General features: G+C 69.2%; 21 protein-coding genes and 1 pseudogene. 12 read left to right on the top strand and 10 right to left on the bottom strand.

Translation table 11 applies throughout. The features are described from left to right. Positions 1 to 117: 117 nt before the first annotated feature. The 10 genes from ACFFU4_RS01245 to ACFFU4_RS01200 all read left to right on the top strand — a co-directional run bounded on the left by ACFFU4_RS01245 (position 118) and on the right by ACFFU4_RS01200 (position 8,696). Positions 118 to 1,950 (top strand): TonB-dependent receptor plug domain-containing protein, encoded by a 1,833-nt coding sequence (locus ACFFU4_RS01245; RefSeq protein ID WP_377066231.1) that lies wholly within the window; start codon positions 118 to 120, stop codon positions 1,948 to 1,950. Between the two features lie 40 nt (positions 1,951 to 1,990). Further along, positions 1,991 to 2,776, top strand: a complete 786-nt coding sequence (locus ACFFU4_RS01240; protein WP_377066229.1) for an ABC transporter substrate-binding protein — start codon at positions 1,991 to 1,993, stop codon at positions 2,774 to 2,776. After that, positions 2,773 to 3,756: a FecCD family ABC transporter permease gene (locus ACFFU4_RS01235; protein WP_377066227.1), complete on the top strand. Its 984-nt coding sequence runs from the start codon at positions 2,773 to 2,775 to the stop codon at positions 3,754 to 3,756. The genes ACFFU4_RS01240 and ACFFU4_RS01235 overlap by 4 nt, the downstream gene beginning before the upstream one ends. Further along, positions 3,753 to 4,511: an ABC transporter ATP-binding protein gene (locus ACFFU4_RS01230; protein ID WP_377066225.1), complete on the top strand. Its 759-nt coding sequence runs from the start codon at positions 3,753 to 3,755 to the stop codon at positions 4,509 to 4,511. The genes ACFFU4_RS01235 and ACFFU4_RS01230 overlap by 4 nt, the downstream gene beginning before the upstream one ends. Further along, complete coding sequence (locus tag ACFFU4_RS01225; protein ID WP_377066223.1) at positions 4,508 to 5,200, top strand: adenosylcobinamide amidohydrolase; 693 nt, start codon at positions 4,508 to 4,510, stop codon at positions 5,198 to 5,200. The genes ACFFU4_RS01230 and ACFFU4_RS01225 overlap by 4 nt, the downstream gene beginning before the upstream one ends. Next, entirely contained in the window at positions 5,193 to 5,825 is a 633-nt protein-coding gene (locus ACFFU4_RS01220) for a MotA/TolQ/ExbB proton channel family protein (RefSeq protein WP_377066221.1), read from the top strand. Before ACFFU4_RS01225 ends, ACFFU4_RS01220 begins: the two co-directional genes overlap by 8 nt. Continuing rightward, the gene (locus tag ACFFU4_RS01215) at positions 5,822 to 6,199 is read left to right on the top strand and encodes an ExbD/TolR family protein (protein WP_377066219.1); all 378 of its coding nucleotides are present in this window, start codon (positions 5,822 to 5,824) and stop codon (positions 6,197 to 6,199) included. The genes ACFFU4_RS01220 and ACFFU4_RS01215 overlap by 4 nt, the downstream gene beginning before the upstream one ends. Before the next feature lie 4 nt (positions 6,200 to 6,203). Continuing rightward, positions 6,204 to 6,587 carry an ExbD/TolR family protein gene (locus tag ACFFU4_RS01210; protein WP_377066217.1) on the top strand — a complete coding sequence of 128 codons (384 nt, stop codon included), beginning with the start codon at positions 6,204 to 6,206 and terminating at the stop codon, positions 6,585 to 6,587. Next, a complete protein-coding gene (locus tag ACFFU4_RS01205) occupies positions 6,584 to 7,552 on the top strand; it encodes a TonB family protein (RefSeq protein ID WP_377066216.1) in 969 nt (322 codons plus the stop codon). Before ACFFU4_RS01210 ends, ACFFU4_RS01205 begins: the two co-directional genes overlap by 4 nt. A 100-nt stretch (positions 7,553 to 7,652) precedes the next feature. Next, positions 7,653 to 8,696 (top strand): patatin-like phospholipase family protein, encoded by a 1,044-nt coding sequence (locus ACFFU4_RS01200; RefSeq protein WP_377066214.1) that lies wholly within the window; start codon positions 7,653 to 7,655, stop codon positions 8,694 to 8,696. A 59-nt stretch (positions 8,697 to 8,755) separates the two neighbouring features. Here ACFFU4_RS01200 and ACFFU4_RS01195 read toward each other — a convergent pair whose 3' ends face one another. The 3 genes and pseudogenes from ACFFU4_RS01195 to ACFFU4_RS01185 all read right to left on the bottom strand — a co-directional run bounded on the left by ACFFU4_RS01195 (position 8,756) and on the right by ACFFU4_RS01185 (position 10,751). Next, the gene (locus tag ACFFU4_RS01195) at positions 8,756 to 9,271 is read right to left on the bottom strand and encodes a hypothetical protein (protein ID WP_377066212.1); all 516 of its coding nucleotides are present in this window, start codon (positions 9,269 to 9,271) and stop codon (positions 8,756 to 8,758) included. A 93-nt stretch (positions 9,272 to 9,364) separates the two neighbouring features. After that, positions 9,365 to 9,763, bottom strand: a pseudogene (locus tag ACFFU4_RS01190) (short-chain fatty acyl-CoA regulator family protein); the annotation flags it as partial. A gap of 112 nt (positions 9,764 to 9,875) precedes the next feature. Beyond that, positions 9,876 to 10,751: a 3-hydroxybutyryl-CoA dehydrogenase gene (locus ACFFU4_RS01185; RefSeq protein ID WP_377066210.1), complete on the bottom strand. Its 876-nt coding sequence runs from the start codon at positions 10,749 to 10,751 to the stop codon at positions 9,876 to 9,878. A gap of 163 nt (positions 10,752 to 10,914) precedes the next feature. On the opposite strand from ACFFU4_RS01185, the gene ACFFU4_RS01180 reads away from it, so the two are divergent. Beyond that, positions 10,915 to 11,748, top strand: a complete 834-nt coding sequence (locus ACFFU4_RS01180) for a DUF6473 family protein (RefSeq protein ID WP_377066208.1) — start codon at positions 10,915 to 10,917, stop codon at positions 11,746 to 11,748. A gap of 564 nt (positions 11,749 to 12,312) precedes the next feature. Here ACFFU4_RS01180 and ACFFU4_RS01175 read toward each other — a convergent pair. The 5 genes from ACFFU4_RS01175 to ACFFU4_RS01155 all read right to left on the bottom strand — a co-directional run bounded on the left by ACFFU4_RS01175 (position 12,313) and on the right by ACFFU4_RS01155 (position 15,886). Continuing rightward, positions 12,313 to 13,239, bottom strand: a complete 927-nt coding sequence (locus ACFFU4_RS01175) for an electron transfer flavoprotein subunit alpha/FixB family protein (protein ID WP_377066206.1) — start codon at positions 13,237 to 13,239, stop codon at positions 12,313 to 12,315. Further along, positions 13,239 to 13,997, bottom strand: coding sequence for an electron transfer flavoprotein subunit beta/FixA family protein (locus ACFFU4_RS01170; protein ID WP_377066204.1), 759 nt, complete (start codon positions 13,995 to 13,997; stop codon positions 13,239 to 13,241). The genes ACFFU4_RS01175 and ACFFU4_RS01170 overlap by 1 nt, the downstream gene beginning before the upstream one ends. 167 nt (positions 13,998 to 14,164) lie before the next feature. After that, complete coding sequence (locus ACFFU4_RS01165) at positions 14,165 to 14,737, bottom strand: cob(I)yrinic acid a,c-diamide adenosyltransferase (protein ID WP_377066202.1); 573 nt, start codon at positions 14,735 to 14,737, stop codon at positions 14,165 to 14,167. A gap of 4 nt (positions 14,738 to 14,741) precedes the next feature. Beyond that, entirely contained in the window at positions 14,742 to 14,948 is a 207-nt protein-coding gene (locus ACFFU4_RS01160) for a twin transmembrane helix small protein (RefSeq protein WP_377066200.1), read from the bottom strand. A 110-nt stretch (positions 14,949 to 15,058) separates the two neighbouring features. Beyond that, positions 15,059 to 15,886 carry an SDR family NAD(P)-dependent oxidoreductase gene (locus ACFFU4_RS01155; protein WP_377066198.1) on the bottom strand — a complete coding sequence of 276 codons (828 nt, stop codon included), beginning with the start codon at positions 15,884 to 15,886 and terminating at the stop codon, positions 15,059 to 15,061. 93 nt (positions 15,887 to 15,979) lie between these two features. Here ACFFU4_RS01155 and parC point away from each other — a divergent pair, with 93 nt between their 5' ends. Beyond that, entirely contained in the window at positions 15,980 to 18,286 is a 2,307-nt protein-coding gene (gene parC / locus ACFFU4_RS01150) for a DNA topoisomerase IV subunit A (protein WP_377066196.1), read from the top strand. A 245-nt stretch (positions 18,287 to 18,531) separates the two neighbouring features. Here parC and ACFFU4_RS01145 read toward each other — a convergent pair whose 3' ends face one another. Then, positions 18,532 to 19,431, bottom strand: coding sequence for a lysophospholipid acyltransferase family protein (locus ACFFU4_RS01145; RefSeq protein ID WP_377066194.1), 900 nt, complete (start codon positions 19,429 to 19,431; stop codon positions 18,532 to 18,534). Positions 19,432 to 19,471: 40 nt separating this feature from the next. Further along, positions 19,472 to 19,750, bottom strand: a complete 279-nt coding sequence (locus ACFFU4_RS01140; protein WP_377066192.1) for an HPr family phosphocarrier protein — start codon at positions 19,748 to 19,750, stop codon at positions 19,472 to 19,474. Between the last annotated feature and the right edge of the window lie 2 nt (positions 19,751 to 19,752).

Here is a 19,752-nt window from a genome sequence, read left to right as displayed (position 1 = left end):
ATAACGGACCTTTCCGTAGTGGTGGCGCTTTCACCGTCTGCGGAGGGGGCATGTCCTTTCCAATGACCGAGCCGATGGAAAACACGATGCCGCATACCGGTATTCTGGGGACATGACATGAAATATCTCGCAAGCTGCGCCCTCTGCGCGCTCGCCACCACCCCTGCAATCGCACAGGAGGCGTTCGATCTCGACACGATCACCGTGATCGCCAACCAGACACGCACAGCGCTCGAACGCAGCGGCTCTACCGTCGAGGTGCTGTCTGACACCGAGGTCCGCACCGCGCCCACCAACCGCCTCGGCGACCGCCTCGCCTTCGAGCCGGGGGTTTCCGCCTCGGCCACGGGCCCGCTCGGCACCGCCTCGACCGTCCGTATCCGCGGCCTCGGCGGCTCTTACGTGCCGGTGCTGATCGACGGCATCGACGTGACCGATCCGGCCGGCACCGGCGGCGGCTTCGATTTCGGCGGGATGACCAATGCGGGGCTGGGCCGGATCGAGGTGCTCAAGGGCTCGCAATCGGCGCGCTTCGGCCAGAACGCCGTCGGCGGCGTCATCAATATCCAGAGCCTGCGACCCACCGAAGATGGCGTCCACGGCTTTGCCGAGGCCCAGGCCGGGAGCTACGATTTCCGCCGCGGCGTGCTCGGCCTCACCGCCCGCACCGACCGCACCGACCTGTCCTTCTCCGTCAGCCGCACCGAAACCAACGGCTTTTCCGCCTCCGCCGCTGGCACCGAGGATGACGGGTTCGACGCGACACAGGCCAGCCTCTACGCCCGCCACCAGGTGTCGGACATGGTCGCGGTCGGCCTGAGCGGCCTTTACATCGACGCGACCCTCGAATTCGATGAGGGTGCCGCCGCGGGCGACGGCCCGCCCCCGTTCAACGAACGCACCGACCGCGAGACCGCGGGCCTGCGCGCCTTCGCCGAGCTTGAGACCGGGGCCGTCAGCCATGATCTCGCCGTCAGCTATTTCGACACCGAACGCCAGACATCGGACAATTTCGGCGGCCGCCGCTTCAAGGGCGAGCGCCGCCGCGTCGAATATCGCGGCAGCTACGATCCGGGCGGGATGTGGACGCTCAATTTCGGCGGCGATTACGAGGAAGAGGAGGATATCACCCAGACCGTCGACATCACCGGCGTGCAGGCGGAACTGCTGTTCGCCCCCATCGACGCCCTCGATCTCGCGTTTTCGGTCCGCAACGACGACCATTCCGAGTTTGCCTCCGAACTGTCCTCGCGCGCCGCATTGGCGTGGCGGATGCGCGAGGACCTGATCCTGCGCGCCTCGGCCTCCGACGGCTTCCGCGCGCCCGCCCTGATCGAGCTTGACCCGAGCTTCGGCGATCCCGCTTTCGAGCCGGAGACCAGCACCAGCTACGATCTCGGGCTCGAAAAACGCCTCGCCGGGGGCGGCTTCCTGCGCGGCACGCTGTTCTACACCGAGATCGACGGCCAGATATTCTTCGACAGCAACTCCACCGGTTGCCAATCTTTCGCCGACTTCGGCTTTCCCGGCTGTTTCGAGACCCGCGATTTCGAGGCGAGTGGCGTGGAGTTGTCGGCGGAAGTGCCGATCAACGCCTATCTGACGCTCAACGCGGCCTATACCTTCACCGACGCCGACGCAGGCGACACCCGGGCCTCGCGGGTGCCCCGGCACGACGCCCTGATCGCGCTCGCGACACAGATCACGCCGGACCTCGACGCGCAGTTCACGCTCCAGCATGTCGCCGATTCGGAGCCGTCGGAATTCGCGCCGGCCATGAACAAGGTGGGCGACTACACCCTGTTCCACGTCAACGCCACCTACGCGGTCACCGACAGCGTCGATGCCTTCCTCCGCGTGGAAAACCTCTTCGACGAGGATTACGAGACGGCGGGCGGGTTCAACACCGCCGGGCGGTCCGCCTATGCGGGGCTGCGTGCGTCCTTCTAGGCTCATAGCGCTCGGCCTGGCCCTCGCGCTCGCGGGGGCCATGGCGCGCGCGGGCGCGGATCCGGCCCACGCCCCGGATCGCGTGGTGTCGATCAACCTGTGCACCGATCAGCTCGCCATGATGCTGGCCGCCCCGGGACAGCTCGTCTCGGTCTCCGACCTCGCCACCGATCCGCACAGCTCGGCGATGGCCCGCGAGGCGCGCGCCTACCGGGTCAACCACGGCCGCGCCGAGGAGGTCTACCTGCTCGATCCCGACCTCGTGCTCGCCGGGGCCTATACCGATCCGGCGACCGTGGGGATGCTGCGTCGTCTGGGGCTGCGGGTGGTGCAGTTCGACACCGCCCGTTCGCTTGCCGACACCCGCGACCGCATCGCAGGAATGGCCCGCGTTCTGGACCGCGAGGCGGCGGGCGCGGCTCTCATCGGGGATTTCGACGCGCGGCTCGCCGCGCTGCGCGCCCCCGACGCCCGCCACAGCGCCGCGCTTTATCACCCCAACGGCTACAGCCTCGGCGCGGGCACCCTGTCGGACGACATCCTGCGCGCCGCCGGGTTCGAAAACGTGGCCCGCTCCCTCGGCCTGCGCGGCGGCGGCACGGTGGTGCTGGAACAACTGGTGATGGCCGCGCCCGACCTGCTGATCCGCGGCACGCCCCTGCCCGGCGCCTCGCGCTCCGAGGCGGTGATGACCCACCCGGCGCTGGCCGCGCTCACCGCCCGCACGGCGGGCCTGCGCATCACCTCGCCCGACTGGATCTGCGGCACGCCGCATGTTCTGGACGCGGTGCAAACGCTCACCACCGCACGCGAGGGCCTGGAATGAAGCGCCTCGCCCTCGCCCTCTCGGCGCTCACCGCCGCACTGTTCCTCGCCTCGCTCGCCGTGGGCCCGGCGGGCATCGGCGCGACCGACGGCCTCGCCGCGCTGATCCTCGGCGGCGACGGGCCCGCGCCGCTGGTGATGCGCGAGATTCGCCTGCCGCGCGCACTGCTGGGCGTGATGATCGGGGCGAGCCTCGGGCTTTCAGGCGCGGCCCTGCAAGGCTACCTGCGCAACCCGCTGGCCGAGCCGGGGCTGATCGGCGTGTCGGGCAGCGCGGCGCTGGGCGCGGTGCTGGCCATCCATACCGGGCTGGCCGCGGCCACCACGCTCGCCCTGCCGGTGGCGGCGCTGGCGGGCGCGGGCACCGGCGTGCTTCTGATCCTGATGCTGGCCGGGCCGCGCGGCGGGTCGATCACGCTGATCCTCGCCGGGATCGCCATCTCGGCGCTCGCCGCCGCGCTCACCTCGCTTGTGCTCAACCTCTCGCCCAACCCCTATGCCGCCTCGGAAATCGTGTTCTGGATGATGGGCTCGCTCGCCGACCGCTCGATGACCCATGTCTGGCTGGCGCTGCCCTTGATGCTGGCGGGCGGCGCGGCGCTGCTGACGCTGGGGCGCGGGCTCGACGCGCTGACGCTGGGCGAGGACGCCGCCGAGGCGATGGGCCTGCGCCTCGCCCGCCTGCGGCTGACGCTGGTGCTGGGCACGGCGGCGATGGTCGGATCGGCGGTGGCGGTGGCCGGCGCCATCGGCTTTGTCGGCCTCGTGGTGCCGCACCTGCTGCGGCCCCTCGTCGGCGCGCGGCCCTCGCGACTCCTGTGGGCCTCGGCCCTCGGGGGGGCGGCGATGGTGCTGGCCGCCGACATCGCCGTGCGCCTCGTCCTGCCCGAGCGCGACCTGAAACTCGGCGTGCTCACCGCCATCGTCGGCGCGCCGCTGTTCCTGCACCTGATCTACAAGACGCGGGGGGCGCAGGCATGACGCTCTTGTCCCTCGATGACCTGTCGGTGCGCCTGCGCGCGCGCGCGATCCTCACCGGCGTCACGCTCGACGTGGCCGAGGGCGAGTTCGTCGGCCTGATCGGCCCCAACGGCGCGGGCAAGACCACGCTGATGCGCGCCGCCCTCGGCCTCCTGCCCCACGAGGGCCGCAGCAGCCTCGCCGCCCTGCCGCCCGCGGCGCGGGGCCGCGCGGCGGCGTGGATGCCGCAGGCGCGCGACATCGCCTGGCCGGTCACGGTGGAAACGCTGGTGGCGCTGGGCCGCACGCCGCATCTCGGCGGCTGGCAGGGGATGGGGGCCGCCGACCGCGCCCATGTCGACACGGCGCTCGCCACGATGGGGCTGGAGCCTCTGCGCCACCGCACCGCCACGCGGCTGTCGGGGGGCGAGCAGGCGATGGCCCTCATCGCCCGCGCGCTGGCGCAGGAGACGCCGCTCGTGATGGCCGACGAGCCCATTGCCGGGCTCGACCCGGCCAACCAGATCGCCACCATGCAGGTCTTTGCCCGGCTCGCGGGCGAGGGTCGCGCGGTGATTGCCTCGCTGCACGACCTCGGGCTGGCGGCGCGCCACTGCACGCGCCTCATCCTGCTGGGCGAGGGCGGCATCGCCGCCGACGGGACACCGGCAGAGGTGCTCACCCCCGACAACCTCGCCCGCATCTTCCATGTCAGCGCGCATTACGCCACCACGCCGCAAGGCCCCGTCTTTCAGCCGCTCGAGGTGATCCGATGACCGCACCCCGCCTGGATCCGCCCCGCCTGGATCCGCCCCGCCTCGATCCACCCTGGCTCACGCTCGATCTGGCCACCGACATGCCGGTGCTGAGCTGGGCGGTGAACCGCCCGGGCCTGGTGCGCGCAAGGCGCATCCTGTGGCGCGAGGTGCGCAATGCCGACCTGCCCGAACATCTCGACGTGGTCACATGGCTCGACGCGCAGCTTGCCGCGCGCGGCGCGACCGACGCGGTGTGCTTTCTCACCTCCTGCGACATCGCGCAATTCACCACCGCCGAGGCCCGTGCCGACGGCATCCGCGCCCGTGCCGTGGCCACCGTGGGCCTCTCCAACGCCGAATCCGTCGGCCATCGCCTGCCCGCCGCCGCCCACGGCTGGGGCACCATCAACATCGCGGTAGAGATCGGCGCGGGGCTGACCGAGGCCGCCCGGCTGGAGGCGCTGAGCATCGCCACGCAGGCCCGCACCGCCGCCATCATGGCCGCAGGCATCCGCCTGCCCACCGGCCCCGCCACCGGCACCGGCACCGACTGCATCGCCATCGCCGCCCCCGACGGCGACACGCGCTATGCCGGGCTGCACACCGGCACGGGCGAGGCCGTGGGCCGCGCCGTCCACACCGCCGTTGCGCGCGGCGTGGCGCTCTGGCAAGCCACCGGAACCATCAGGAGGGCCCGCCATGGATGAGACCACCCTCACCGGCTTTCTCGACCGCGGCGGCCCGGCGCTCTGGGTGATCGCCGGGCTTTCTGTGCTGACGCTTGCCCTCATCCTGTGGAAAATCTGGCGGCTGACGCTCACCGGCGCGTGGTCGGGGGCGATGACCGAGCGCGCGGTGGCGCTCTGGCAGAACGGGCAAGGGACCGAGGCCACCGCGCTCCTGCGCCCGCGCCGCTCGCTTCGCGCCCGCCTCGCGCTCGCCGCGATGGAGGCAGCAACAGCCCCCCACCTGACAGAGCCGCAGGCCCGCGAAGAGACCACCCGCGTCGCCAAGGCGCTGCTGAACGAGGCGCGCACCGGCTTGCGCGCGCTGGAGCTCATCGCCACCATCGCCCCGCTCATCGGCCTTCTGGGCACCGTTCTGGGCATGATCGCGGCCTTCCAGGCGCTCCAGACCAGCGGCAACAGCGCCGACCCATCGGTGCTGGCGGGAGGCATCTGGGAGGCGCTGCTGACCACCGCCGCCGGCATGGCGGTGGCGATCCCGGCCTCGATGGCGCTGACCTGGTTCGAGAGCGTGGCCGACCATGTGCAGGCCGACATGGAGGACGCCGCCACCCGCGTCTTCACGGCTTTGGGGGCGGGCTCATGATGCAGTTCGGCCCGCCCCGCCACGCCCGCCGCCCCAGCCTCACGCCGATGATCGACGTGGTGTTCCTGCTGCTGGTGTTCTTCATGCTGGCCGCGCGCTTCGGCCATGACCTCAGCCTGCCGGTGGCCACCGGCGGCGGCGACGCCGCCTATGACGGCCCGCCGCGCCTCGTGGCCATCGGCCCCGACGCGCTCACCCTCAACGGGCAAACCGTCACGCCGGGGACCCTGCCCAAGGCGCTGGAACCGCTCATGTCGGACCCGTCGGACATCGTCGTGCTGCGCCCCGAGGCGGGCGTTGCCCTCGCACGGCTCATCGCGGTGAGCGACGCGCTGCGCGCCGCCGGTCTGACGCGCATCGTGGTGGTGGAGTAGGCCCATGCAGTTCAGCCTCCCCCGCCGCCGCCGCGCGCCAGAGCCCATCGTGCCGATGATCAACGTGGTGTTCCTGCTCCTGATCTTCTTCCTGATGAGCGCGCAGATCGCGCCCCCCGCCCCGTTCGACCTGACCCTCCCCAAAGGCGCGGGCGGCGACCGCGCGGCCCCCGCTGACACGCTCTACATGGATGCCGAGGGGCGGCTTGCCTTCAACGACGCGCGCGGCGACGCGGTGCTGGCCGCGCTCGCCGCCCGCGCCGCGCCCGACGCTCCCTTGCAGATCCGCGCCGACGCGCGGCTGGAGGCGCGCGCGCTGGCCCGCCTGCTGCCGCAACTGGCCGCGCGCGGGGTGGCGCAGGTCGAGATCGTGACGGCGGCGAAATGATCCGGGGGCTGGAATTCGCGGGCTTCGTGGCGCTGGCGGCGGCGGTCCATGCCGGGATATGGACCGCAACCCCCGAGGGCGGCGGCGCGGGCGGCGCGCGCGGCACCGACACCGCGACGCTCGCCGCGTCCACCCCGCAGATGGCCGCGCTGGTCGAGACGTGGCAGCGCCCGGTCGAGACGATGCCCGACGCCCCGGAGCCCCGCACCGCCCCCGCGCCGGATGCCCAACCCGTCGCGCTGCGCCCCGAAACGCACCCCGCGGCCCCGCCCGCGCCCGACGCCCTGCCCGACACCGCCCGCGCCCCCCACCGTCCACAGGTGGAGAGCGCGCCGCTTCCCCTGCCCGCGCCCCGGATCGGGGCGCGCGCCCCCACCGCCGCCCCGCCGCCCGACGCACCGCAGCGGTCCGCGCGCCCCGCACCGAAGGCACCCGCTCCGGCAGCCCGACGCGCCGCGCCCGCCGCGCCCCGCGCACCCTCGATGGCCGCGCGGCCGCAGGCGGACCGCAGCCCGCCCGCCGCGCAGGCCCCGCCGCCCCCGGCCACGCGGCCACGGGCGCGCCCCGCCCGGCCCGCAGACCCGGCCCCCGCACGGCAAAAGGAGGTCGCACGCGGCAGCGGCGGGGCGCAGGCCGGCGGTCAGGCGCAGACCGCCGCCCCGGCCCGGATCAATGACGCCACCCGCGCCAGCCTCATGGGCCGGTGGGGCGGCGCGATCCGGTCGCGGATCGAGCGGCACAAGCGCTACCCCTCCGGTACGCGCGCCTCCGGCACCGCGCATCTGGTGCTCGACGTGGCCGCCGACGGGCGGCTCGTGGCCGTGGCGCTGCGGCGCTCCTCGGGCGACGCACGGCTCGACGCGGCGGCGATGAATGCGGTGCGCCGCGCCCGCCTGCCCGCCGCGCCGGACCGGCTGCCGGGCAGCCGCCACCGCTTCAACCTGCCGGTGGCCTTCGCCCGCTGAGCCCACGCAGCCGTGACCCGGCCCGCCGGATTCCCCCCTACATCCCGGGGACGAACTGGGCTAAGACGGAACGTGCCGCGTTGCCGCAAGGAGACAAGCGATGGCCAAAGGGCAGAAACCCGTCAACCTCGCCCTGCAAGGGGGCGGCGCGCACGGGGCGTTCACCTGGGGCGTGCTCGATTTCCTCCTCGCGGATGGCCGCCTGCGGATCGCGGGTGTCTCGGGCACCTCGGCGGGGGCGATGAACGCCGTGGCGCTCGCGGATGGCTATACCCGCGCGGGCCCCGAGGGTGCGCGCGCCGCCCTCGACGAATTCTGGCGCGCGATGAGCGCCAGCGCCAGCACCACGCCGCTCCAGCGCACACCGATGGACCGTGTGACCGGCAATTGGGGGCTGGAGAACAACCCGTTCTACCATTTCATGAACGCGCTCACCGGCGTCGCCTCACCGTACCAGCTCAACCCGCTCAACATCAATCCGCTGCGCGATCTGGTCGAGGAGAGCGTCGATTTCGACATGGTGCGCCAATGCACCGCGTTCGAGCTGTTCATCTCCGCCACCAATGTCGAGACCGGGCGCGTCAAGGTGTTCCCGCGCGAGCACCTGACCGCCGACATGGTGATGGCCTCGGCCTGCCTGCCGCATATCTACCAGGCGGTCGAGATCGACGGCGTGCCCTATTGGGATGGCGGCTACATGGGCAACCCGGCGCTGTTTCCGCTCTACGGCAAGACCGGCACCGACGATATCGTCGTCGTCCAGATCAACCCGGTCGAGCGCACCGGCACCCCGCGCACCGCCCAGGACATCCAGAACCGGATGAACGAAATCAGCTTCAACGCCAGCCTGCTCAAGGAATTGCGCGCCATCGACTTCGTCGATCGCCTGATCCGGCAGGGCAAGCTCTCGGTCGATCACTACCGCCCCGTCAAGGTCCACCTGATCGAGAACGAGGATGCGCTCAAGCCGATGGGCGCCTCGTCCAAGATGAACGTGGAATGGGCGTTCCTCACCCGGCTGCGCGATATCGGGCGCGAGACCGCCGCCGCGTGGCTCGACCGCTGCTTCGACCGGATCGGCAAAGACAGTACCATCGACCTGCGCGCCATGTTCCAGGGGATCGGCGCAGAGCATCAGGGGTGAACAGGAACACACCTTGCTGGTAACCCAAGCGATGGTCTTCGTGTTTATTCAGACCAACTCTAGCGGCATTGATCAAAGTCTGAACCAACTACATCCATTAATCCCTCAACCCCAAACTCAACAATTTCCTTTTCACTGTAGGCGGGATTAAGTTCTATTAGTAGCGTTTTACCTGATCTTATTGCCGCTAGCAGGTGACTGGGCCTACTAGGGTTTACAAGGCTACCCAAATGCACTGATTTACCTGAATCTTGAGGTGTCGCTAACAACATATCTTTCGGATGCTTATCGACTCGAAAGGAAATAACATGGTCGTCAAAAAAATAGCAATTGGTAGTTCCAAGCAAAGCGGCTGGTCCGGTGGATGTACAAGTTAAGAAAATCTGTGCATCTGATAAGCCGTTACCACAATCAAAAGCATGAGAGGAATCCGCCCTATACCACACTGACACCTCGTCAGTCATACGATCAACGACTTCTTCTCTTTTCCAATCATTCGCTACGGCAGGCGCAGAACCAGCAATCAAAGAATATGTTGCACCAACCATTGCGAAAATAACAAATAGAAAGTTCATTTCAGTAGCCCTTTGCAACACATCGCGCTTATTGCGCCTGCCATATGCGGCTATACATTTCAAGGTTCGCTGTTATGCAATCCCCCCCGCGCCTCACCCCACCCGGTAGGGCAGCACCCCGCGCTTGTCGGGTGTCACCTGCAACCGCCGTTCCAGCGGCGGGACCGAGCGCTGATGGCATTCGGTGCGCTCGCAGATGCGGCAGGAAATCCCGATGGGCTCGAAGGCGCGGGCATTGGTCACGTCCAGGTCGTCGGCATAGACCAGATCGCCCGCGTGCTTGATCTCGCAGCCCAGCGCGATGGCAAAGCGGCGCACCGGCGCGCCGAAGCTGCCCCCCGGTTTGCTGACATCGCAGGCAAGGCTGATATAGCGCACCCCGTCGGGCGTCTCGGCCAGTTGCCACAGGAAGCGGCCCGGTGTCTCGAACGCGCGGTGCACGTTCCACAGCGGACAGGCCCCGCCGAAGCGCGCGAACTGCAGCCGCGTGGCTCGGTCGCTGCTTCGACCGGATCGGCGAGGACAGCACCATCGACCTGCGCGCCATGTTCCAGGGGATCGGCGCAGAGCATCAGGGATAGGCGGCCCGCCCGGTGCCCCGCCGTCACCGCGTCGGCACCGGCTCGTCGCCGCGATAGTCGTAGAAGCCGCGCCCGCTTTTGCGCCCGAGCCAGCCCGCCTCGACATATTTCGTCAGCAGCGGACAGGGCCGGTACTTGGTGTCCGCCAGCCCGTCATGCAACACGTTCATGATCGCCAGACAGGTATCCAGCCCGATGAAATCCGCAAGCTCCAGCGGCCCCATCGGGTGATTGGCCCCCAGCTTCATCGACCGGTCGATGGAGCGCACGTTGCCGACCCCCTCGTAGAGCGTATAGACCGCCTCGTTGATCATCGGCATCAGGATGCGGTTGACGATGAAGGCGGGAAAATCCTCGGCGCTCGCCGCCGTCTTGCCCAGCCGGTCCACCACCGCGAGGCAGGCGTCGAAGGTCTCCTTGCCGGTGGCGATACCGCGAATGAGCTCCACCAGTTGCATCACCGGAACCGGGTTCATGAAATGGAACCCCATGAATTTCTCGGGCCGGTCGGTGCGGCTCGCCAGCCGCGTGATCGAGATCGACGAGGTGTTGGAGGTCAGGATCGTGTGCTCCGCCAGATGCGGCAGCAGCGCGTCGAATATCTTCTGCTTGATCTCCTCGCGCTCGGTGGCCGATTCGATGATGAGATCGCAGGTGCCCAGCGTCTCCAGCGCCGCCTCCGTCGTGATGCGGGCCATCGCGGCGTCCATCTCGTCGCGGGTTATTTTCTCGCGGCTGACCTGCCGTTCCATGTTCCGCCCGATGGTGGCCAGCGCCTTGTCCAGCGCCTCGGTGCTGACGTCGTTGAGCTTCACCTCATAGCCCGCGAGCGCCATGACATGGGCAATGCCGTTGCCCATCTGGCCCGCGCCCACCACGCCCACTGTCCGGATGTCCATGCGATCCGCCCTTTCCTCGCTTGTCGCGCACAGCATAGGCCCCGGCGGGGACGCGCCGCAAGGGCCGGTACCCGCTAAAATACGCCGCGAATTCGAGGTTTAGGGGATTGGAAAGGCGAATCGACGAGCCTCGTCCCCGGGTGACTGAAAACGGGTGGGACCGATGGCTTATCAACGCATGGGGCGGCAGCCCCCGGATTATCTGCCGGTGCGCTACGCCGGCTCGCGGCTGGTGTTTCGCGGTCCGCGGCGCAGCCTCGCGGGCGGCTACGTGGCCTGCCTCGGCGGCACCGGCACCTATGGCACATTCGTGGCGCGGCCCTGGCCCGCGCTGCTCGAGGCCGATCTCGGCACGGCCTGCGTCAATCTCGGCGTGCCCAATGCCGGGCCCGACGTGCTCGCCGGCGACCGCGGGCTGCGGCAAATGGCGCAGGGCGCGCGCGCGGTGGTGCTGCAACTGCCCTGCGCGATGAACCTGTCGAACCGGTTCTACCGGGTGCATCCGCGCCGCAACGACCGCTTCGTCGCCGCGACGGACGCGCTGCGCGATCTCTACCCCGATGTCGATTTCACCGAGTTCCACTTCACCCGCCACCTGATGAGCCGACTCGCCGCAATCTCGCCCGCGCGCTTCGCGCGGCTGCGATGCGGCGTGCAACAGGCGTGGATCGCCCGCCTGTCGGCGCTGGTCCGCGATCTCGCGCCGCCCGTGGTGCTGCTGTGGCAGGCCAACTATGCGCCCGGCGACGGCGCGGGCAGCGCCGCCATCGGTGCCGACCCGGCCTTCGTCAGCCGCGCCATGCTCGACGCGGTGGCCCCGCATGCCGCCGCCAAGGTCATCGCGGTGGCGTCGGGGGTGGCGCGGGCGCAAGGCACCCTCGGGATGCGCTTCGCGCCCATGCAGGAAGACATCGCCGCCGCCCTGCCCGGCCCGCTCGCCCATCGCGAGGTGGCCGGGGCGCTGCACCCCGTGCTGACCCGGCTGCTCAAGGACTAGCGGTCGCCTCCCGGTGGAGGCGGGGGGCCGGACACCGGGTCGGACTCGTTGAGCGACATACCGGAGCGGGGTTTGCAGCCGGATCGCGGCACCCCGCGACGCGGGACCGAGAAACCGAATGGCCTGAAGCGGACGTTAGACATGACGCGATGAGCCGCGCGAGGGCCCGACCGCCGGGTGGGCGCAGTTCGGTCTGTGCTGTGCGATTTATGGTGCAAGATACTTCCGAAATCACCGCTATTTGCGCCGTTGCAAAAGCGCCCGCCCGTCACGCCGGAGGCGTGCCGGTAGTATCGGCGCACCTTTGGTGCGACGGGGCGGTCGGGCGCTCGCGCGGCGGCGTGCAAGCACGCCTTGATTCCGCGCGGGGCAGAAGGCGAATGGCAGGAACGAGCCAATCGCACCCGTCATGACGCACCCGGCCACACTCCGCTCCGGTCCGCTCTCATGCCCCCGGAGCTTCGTCCGCGCAACCGGGGGCGGGGCGCCGCCCACATGCCCGATGCAATGAAACGGGGCCCGCGCAATGGCGCGAGCCCCGTTGTCTCGACAGTCCCCCGAGCCTCAGAGCTTCTCGGTCAGCTCCGGCACGGCAGAGAACAGATCGGCCACCAGCCCGTAATCGGCGACCTGGAAGATCGGCGCTTCCTCGTCCTTGTTGATCGCGACGATCACCTTGCTGTCCTTCATCCCCGCCAGGTGCTGGATCGCACCGGAAATGCCCACCGCGACATAGAGATCGGGGGCCACCACCTTGCCGGTCTGACCCACCTGCCAGTCGTTCGGCGCATAGCCCGAATCGACCGCCGCGCGGCTCGCGCCCACGGCGGCGCCCAGCTTGTCGGCCAGCCCCTCGATCAGCGCGAAATCGTCCTTGGAGCCGACACCGCGGCCCCCCGACACGACCACCCCCGCCGAGGTCAGTTCCGGCCGGTCGCTCTCGGCCACCTTGTCCTCGACCCATTCCGACAGGCCCGGATTGTCGGTGCTGCCGATGGTCTCGACGGCGCAGGCATCCTGCTCGCCCGCCGCGTCGAATGTCGAGGTACGGATCGAGACGACCTTCCTCGCGTCCTTCGATTTCACCGTCTGCACGGCGTTGCCGGCGTAGATCGGGCGCTCAAACGTGTCGGCATCGACCACGCCGGAGACGTCCGAGATCACCATCACATCGAGCAGCGCCGCCACCCGGGGCAGCACGTTCTTGGCATCGGTGGTGGCCGGGGCCACGACGTGATCGTAATCGCCCGCAAGGCTGACGATCAGCGCCGCCGTCGGCTCCGCCAGCCGGTGCCCGAGCGACGCATCCTCGGCCACCAGAACCTTGCCGACACCGGCGATCTTCGCCGCCGCCTCGCCCGCCGCCGCGGCGTGCGCCCCGGCGCAGAGCACGGTCACATCGCCAAGATCGGCGACCGCCGCCACCGCCTTGGACGTCGCGTCCAGGTTCAGCTCGCCATCGGTCACTTCCGCAAGAAGAAGAACAGCCATCACACGACCCCCGCTTCCTTGAGTTTCGCCACCAGCTCATCCACCGAGCCCACGATTTCGCCCGCCTTGCGTGCCGGCGGCTCCTCGGTGCTGAGCACCTCCAGCCGCGGGGCCGGATCGACGCCGTAATCCTGGGCGGTCTTCTCGTCGAGCGGCTTCTTCTTGGCCTTCATGATGTTCGGCAGGCTCGCATAGCGCGGCTCGTTCAGCCGCAGATCGACCGTCACGATGGCCGGCATCGTCACCTTGATGGTCTGGAGCCCGCCATCCACCTCGCGGGTGACCAGCGCGTGATCGCCCTCGATCTCCAGCTTCGAGGCAAACGTCGCCTGCGACCAGCCCAGCAGCGCCGACAGCATCTGCCCGGTGGCGTTCATGTCGTTGTCGATCGCCTGCTTGCCGCAGAGCACGAGGCCGGGCTGTTCCTCCTCGACGATCTTGCCGAGGATCTTGGCCACGGTGAGCGGCTCGATGTCGTTGTGCACGTCATCGGCGGCGACCACGAGAATCGCACGGTCCGCGCCCATCGCCAGCGCCGTGCGCAGCGTCTCCTGCGCCTGTTTGACGCCGATGGAGACGGCGATCACCTCCTCGGCCTTGCCCGCCTCACGCAGGCGGATGGCCTCCTCGACGGCGATCTCGTCGAACGGGTTCATCGACATCTTGACATTGGCGAGATCGACACCGCTGCCATCCGCCTTGACACGGACTTTGACGTTGTAATCAATCACGCGCTTGACAGGCACGAGCACCTTCATTGGCACGGTCTCCCTTACAGTGATGGGGGCGGGCATGCCCCCCGGCTTGGCTCTTCCGCGCGGTGATACCGGCTCGCGCACGCGGAAAACAGGGTAAAATCGTCACGATGCGGTTCGCGGACGCCACGTTTGGCCGTTTTCTGCCCCGCGATCCTTGCCAGAATGTGTCAGCGGTTCGCGCCCGGAACCCACAGCACATCGGCCTTGCCGCCATCATTGGCCATTCTTGCTGCCACGAACATCCAGTCGCTCGCCCGGTTGAGATAGCGCACCGCCGCCTCGTTGACCGATTCCAGCGCCGCCAGTTCCACCACCAGCCGCTCGGCGCGCCGCGCCACGGTGCGGCCCATGTGCAGATGCGCGGCCAGCGGCGATCCGCCGGGCAGGATAAAGCTGCGCAGCGGCTCCAGATGGGTGTTCATCGCGTCGATCTCGGCCTCCAGCCGGTCCACCTGGCCCGGCATCATGCGCAGCGGCGTGTACTCGGCCTCGGCATCCTTCTCCATGTCCGGGCGGCACAGATCCGCGCCCAGATCGAAAAGATCGTTCTGAATCCGCGCCAGCGCCGCGTCGGTCTCGCCCTCGGCATGCAGCCGCGCCAGCCCCAGCGTGGCGTTCAATTCGTCCACCGTGCCATAGGCGGTGACGCGCGCCGAATGCTTGGCCACCCGCGCGCCATTGCCCAGCGCGGTGTCGCCCGCGTCGCCGGTGCGGGTGTATATCTTGTTGAGCACGACCATGAAATCAGCCTCCCTGCCTGCGGAAATAGACGAATACGAGGATCAGCAGCACCGCCACGAATTGCGCGATCAGCCGCCAGCGCATGTACTTGTTGGCGCGCTTGGCGTTCTCCACACCCTCCTTGCCGAAGGTCGAGATGCCGCGGATGAGGATCGCCGCCGTCACCAGACAGCCTGCGGCCACGAGCCAGAAAAGCGGGTCGCTCAGCATGGCGGCCTCCTTGCGTTCTTGCGTTCGAATCGCGTCTGCCGCGCATCTAGGACGGCGCGCGGGCAAAGCGAAAGGAAAAAACCCGTGCGCACCGTCCCGCCGCGGGCCATTCACCCCCTGGCCAGCACCCAATCGAGCGCCCGCACCGGCAGCACGCGGCGCAGCGCGCCCATCACGTAGGTCGGCGTCGTGACATAATAGCGCGCCTTCGGGCGCGGCGATTCGAGCGCGTGAACCAGCGTCTTCGTCACCGCCGCGGCGGGCCATTGCGGCCCCTTGCTGCTGCCCTTGTAGAGCTGGTCGAGCAGGCTCTCGCGATACTCGTCGGCGCGCACCGAATTCTCCCAGTCGATCCATTTCTCGAACTGCTTGATCGCGTTCTGCCGAAAGGCCGTGTCGATCGGCCCCGGGTCGATGATCGCCACCTCGATCCCGGTACCCGAAAGCTCCAGCCGCATCGCGTCGCTCAGCCCCTCCAGCGCGAATTTCGTCGCCACATAGGCCCCGCGCCATTTCATCGCGACAAGGCCAAGCACCGAAGAACATTGCACGATGCGGCCATGCCCCTGCGCGCGCATCACCGGAATCACCCGCCGCGTCAGGTCGTGCCAGCCGATCAGGTTGGCCTGAAAGATGGTGCGCAGCGCCTCGGTGGGGACGTCCTCGACCGGGCCGGGGATGGCATAGGCGCCGTTGTTGAACAGCGCATCGAGCCGCCCGCCGGTGGCCTCCAGCACCGCCGCCAGCCCGGCCTCGATCCTCGCCTCGTCCTCATAGTCGATGCGCGGGGCCTCGAACCCCTCGTCGCGCAGCCGCGCGCAATCGGCCTCCTTGCGGCACGCGGCAAAGACCCGCCAGCCGCGCGCGCGCAACGTCCGCGCCGCGTCCAGCCCGATACCCGACGAACAGCCGGTGATGAGAAGGCTCCGTTCGCTCATGGCCACCTTGTGGCCCGGCCCGACGCACGATGCAAGCACACGAGGCCCTGTCCCCGCTTTACGCCCGCGCACGCCGTCTGTATCACCACATCCATGACCGACCTGCTCGACGACCCCAACATGCGCCCCGAGGCCACATCAGAGCCGCTGCGCCGCGCCATCGGCGAGCGGTATCTGACCTATGCGCTCTCGACAATCATGCACCGCGCGCTGCCCGATGCCCGCGACGGGCTCAAGCCGGTGCACCGCCGCATCCTCTACGCCATGCGCGAACTCAGGCTGTCCAGCACCGGGGGATTCCGCAAATCGGCCAAGATCTCGGGCGACGTGATGGGCAATTACCACCCCCATGGCGACGCCGCGATCTACGATGCGATGGCCCGCCTCGCGCAGGATTTCGCAGTGCGCTACCCGCTCGTCGACGGGCAGGGCAATTTCGGCAATATCGACGGCGACAACCCGGCCGCCTCGCGCTACACCGAGGCGCGGATGACGCCCTTCGCCGAGGCGCTGCTCGACGGCCTCGCCGAGGATGCGGTCGATTTCCGCGACAATTACGACGGCACCCTGCGCGAGCCCGTGGTTCTGCCCGCCGCCTTTCCGAACCTGCTGGCCAACGGCGCGTCGGGCATCGCCGTGGGCATGGCCACCAACATCCCGCCGCACAACATCGCCGAGCTGATCGACGCCTGTCTGCACCTCATCAAGTCGCCCGAGGCGCGCGACGAGACATTGCTCAACCACATCCCCGGCCCCGATTTCCCCACCGGCGGCGTCATCGTCGAGCCGGCAGAGAGCATCGCACAAGCCTACCGCACCGGGCGCGGCAGCTTCCGGCTGCGCGCCCGCTGGCAGGTCGAGGAGCTGGGCCGCGGCGGCTGGCAGGTCGTCATCACCGAAATCCCCTACCAGGTGCAGAAATCCCGGCTGATCGAGCGCATCGCCGACCTGATCCAGACCCGCAAGGTGCCGATCCTCGCCGATGTCCGCGACGAGAGCACCGACGACGTGCGCCTCATCCTCGAGCCGCGCACCCGCACCGTCGATCCCGAGATGCTGATGGGGCTGATGTTCCGCAACACCGATCTGGAGGTGCGCTTCTCGCTCAACATGAACGTGCTCGTGGACGGGGTGACGCCGCGGGTCTGCTCGCTGCGCGAGGTGCTGCGCGCCTTTCTGGATTTCCGGCAGGAGGTGCTGCTGCGCCGCTCGCGCCACCGGATGGAAAAGATCGACCACCGGCTCGAGGTGCTCGAAGGGCTGATCGTCGCCTTCCTCAACCTCGACCGCGTGATCGAGATCATCCGCTACGACGACGCGCCGAAACCGGCGCTGATGCGCGAGGATTGGGGGCGCAGCTTCGTGCGCGCCGCCTCCGAGGCCGATTACGTCTCGCCCGCCGCGTCCGACACCGACGGGCTGTCGGAGGTGCAGGCCGAGGCGATCCTCAACATGCGCCTGCGCTCCCTGCGCCGCCTCGAAGAGATGGAGTTGCGCGCCGAGCGCGACGCGCTGATGGAGGAACGCGCCGGGCTCGAGGACCTGCTCGACGACCCCGCCCGGCAATGGGCCGCCGTCGCCGATCAACTCAGGGAGGTGAAAAAGACCTTCGGCAAGGCCCATCCCATCGGTGCGCGCCGCACCACCTTTGCCGAGGCGGGCCGGGTCGAGGAGGTGCCGATCGAGGCGATAACCCCGCGCGAACCGATCACCGTGGTCTGCTCACGCATGGGCTGGATCCGTGCCATGACCGGCCATATCGACCTGAACCGCGACCTGAAATTCAAGGACGGCGACGGCCCGCGCTTTATCTTCCACGCCGAAACCACCGACCGGCTGCTGATCTTCGGCACCAACGGGCGGGTCTACACCCTCGCAGCCGCCGGTCTGCCCGGCGGGCGCGGCATGGGAGAGCCGGTGCGCCTGATGACCGACCTGCCCAACGAGGCCGATATCGTCGAGTTGCTGATCCACAAGCCGGGGCGCAAGCTTCTGGTGGCGTCCACGGCGGGCGACGGATTCGTGGTGACCGAGGACGAGGTGCTCGCCCAGACCCGTACCGGCAGGCAGGTGCTCAACCTGCGCGCCCCCGCCCGCGCGCTGTTGTGCAAGCCGGTGACGGGCGATCACGTCGCCTGCGTGGGCGAGAACCGCAAGGTTCTGGTGTTCCCCCTCGACGAGTTGCCCGAACTGACCCGCGGCAAGGGCGTGCGGCTCCAGAAGTTCAAGGACGGGGGGCTGTCGGACGCCACCACCTTCACCCTCGCCGATGGCCTGACCTGGCGCGATCCGGCGGGCCGCACCCGCACCGAAAGCAACCTCGCCGAATGGCTGGGCAAGCGGGCAAGCGCGGGCCGCATGGCGCCGCGCGGCTTCCCGCGCGACAACCGGTTCACCTGAGGGGATTTGGCCTTGAGCGGGCGTTGGAGTGAGCCGCGCCATCGACAGGCCGCGGGCTGGCGATCCGGCGGTGACGGGATGCGCTTTATGCCTCAGCATCACCCGAATCTCGAAGTGGGGCAGATACTTCGCGAAATCGCCAGTCCGGGGGGCGGCCTGGCGATGGCGCGGCGGGCTTCGCCCTCGACTCCGCGCCGGGCCAGGCACCGAACGGCAGGTACAGGCCAGACCCGGTCAGCCCCGGCCTACCCGCGCCGCTCCCCCAGCGACAGCGTGTGCGCGCGCAGCCATTCCATGAAGCCGCGCGGGTCGCCCTGCAGCATCTCCATCCGCTCAGGCTCCACCGGCGCGCCGACGACGGGCGTCTGCGGATTGCCGCAACTGCGCACCACCTCGTGCAACAGCAGCCCCTGCCGCATGGTGGGCGAGAGGCGGTTGGCCATCTGGTACCACCGCGAGTTGGCGCCGGGAAAGAACACCGGCACCACCGTCGCCCCCGAGCGGCGGATCATCTGCGCGGTGAACACGTTCCACTCGCGCTCGATCACCGGGCCAAAGAGCGTGTCGGATGACGCCACCACCCCCGAGGGGAACACGCTGATGACGCCCCCCTCGCGCAGATGCGCCATCGCGCTCGCGCGCATCTCGACGGATTTGCGCTGCGCCTCGGGGTCGTGCGGGAACGGCACCGGGATCATGTAGGAGGCCGCGACCTCGTCGATGCCGGTCAGCAGCGCGCGCGTCAGGATCTTGTAATCCGTGCGCCGCCGCCCGATCAGGTCGGCGAGGATCATGCCGTCCACCAGACCGTGGGGATGGTTGGCCACCACCACCACCGGACCCTCGGCGGGAATGTTGGCGATCTGCTCGCCGGGGGTGAGCAGCGGAATGCCCATCGTGTCGAGCGCCGCGCGCCAGAACGGCTGCCCCGAGGGCGCGCCGCGCTTCTCGAAGGCGCGGATCATGCGGATGATGCTGATCTTGCCGGTCAGCCACTCCATGCCGCGGATGATCGCGGCGGTGCCGGGGCTGTCGAAACTGTTGGCATAGGTCAGGCTGCGGCGATCGTACTTCGTGAACAGGATCTGCCCGCCGGTGTCTCCGCCGGGCTCCGCGCCGGTCTCTGGCTGCGCCTTGATGCTCACGTCATCCGTCCCGCTTCGCTGTGCCGGTGTCATGCGCGGCCTAGATGTCCTCGCCAAAGCGATCGGCGACCAGCGCGGCCAGCGCATCGCCCAGCGGCCCGGCATCGGCCCCCATGATCTCGACGTCAATAGTGCTTCCTTTGCACGCTGCCAACATCAAAAGCCCCATGATGCTGTCGCCCGAGGCGCTCTCGGGGCCGTGGCTCACCTCGACCTGCGCGTCGAACCCCTCGACCACCTCGACGAACTTGGCGGCGGCGCGGGCGTGCAACCCCTTTTCGTTGACGATCTCGAGTTGCCGCCGCGTGCGCTCGGTCATTC

The organism is Roseovarius ramblicola (genome assembly GCF_042430665.1).
GTDB classification, from domain to species: Bacteria; Pseudomonadota; Alphaproteobacteria; order Rhodobacterales; family Rhodobacteraceae; genus Roseovarius; species Roseovarius ramblicola.
This window is presented reverse-complemented; position numbering and strand designations above follow the sequence as displayed.